Genomic DNA, 295 nt, shown 5'->3' with positions numbered 1-295 from the left:
TCCAGTCGGCGGTCGTGTGGGTGGTGCCGCCAATGGTCACGTCCTTGATGCCGTCGGTGGCGCTCACGGTCACCGAGCCCGTGGTGGTCTTGCTGGCGTCGTTGACCAGCACGCCGTGCTCGTAGACCTTGCCGGCGTCGCTGCCGCTGCCAGCGTTGACGCTGACGCTGCCGCTGTCATCGGCGCCGTTGATCTGGAAGGTGACGCTGTTGCTGCGCTGGTCACCGTCCTTGTCGGTGAGCGTGTAGCCCATGGTCACGGTGATGGTTTGGCCGTTGTTCAGCGCCTGGGTGGC

1 protein-coding gene is annotated in these 295 nt (G+C 66.1%); it reads right to left on the bottom strand.

Annotated elements, in window-relative coordinates:
* On the bottom strand, positions 1 to 295 hold a 295-nt coding region (locus tag F3J24_RS24775), incomplete at both ends, for a VCBS domain-containing protein (protein WP_167011559.1).

This window comes from Comamonas sp. Tr-654 (assembly GCF_011752915.1).
Taxonomy (GTDB): Bacteria; Pseudomonadota; Gammaproteobacteria; order Burkholderiales; family Burkholderiaceae_C; genus Comamonas.
This window is presented reverse-complemented; position numbering and strand designations above follow the sequence as displayed.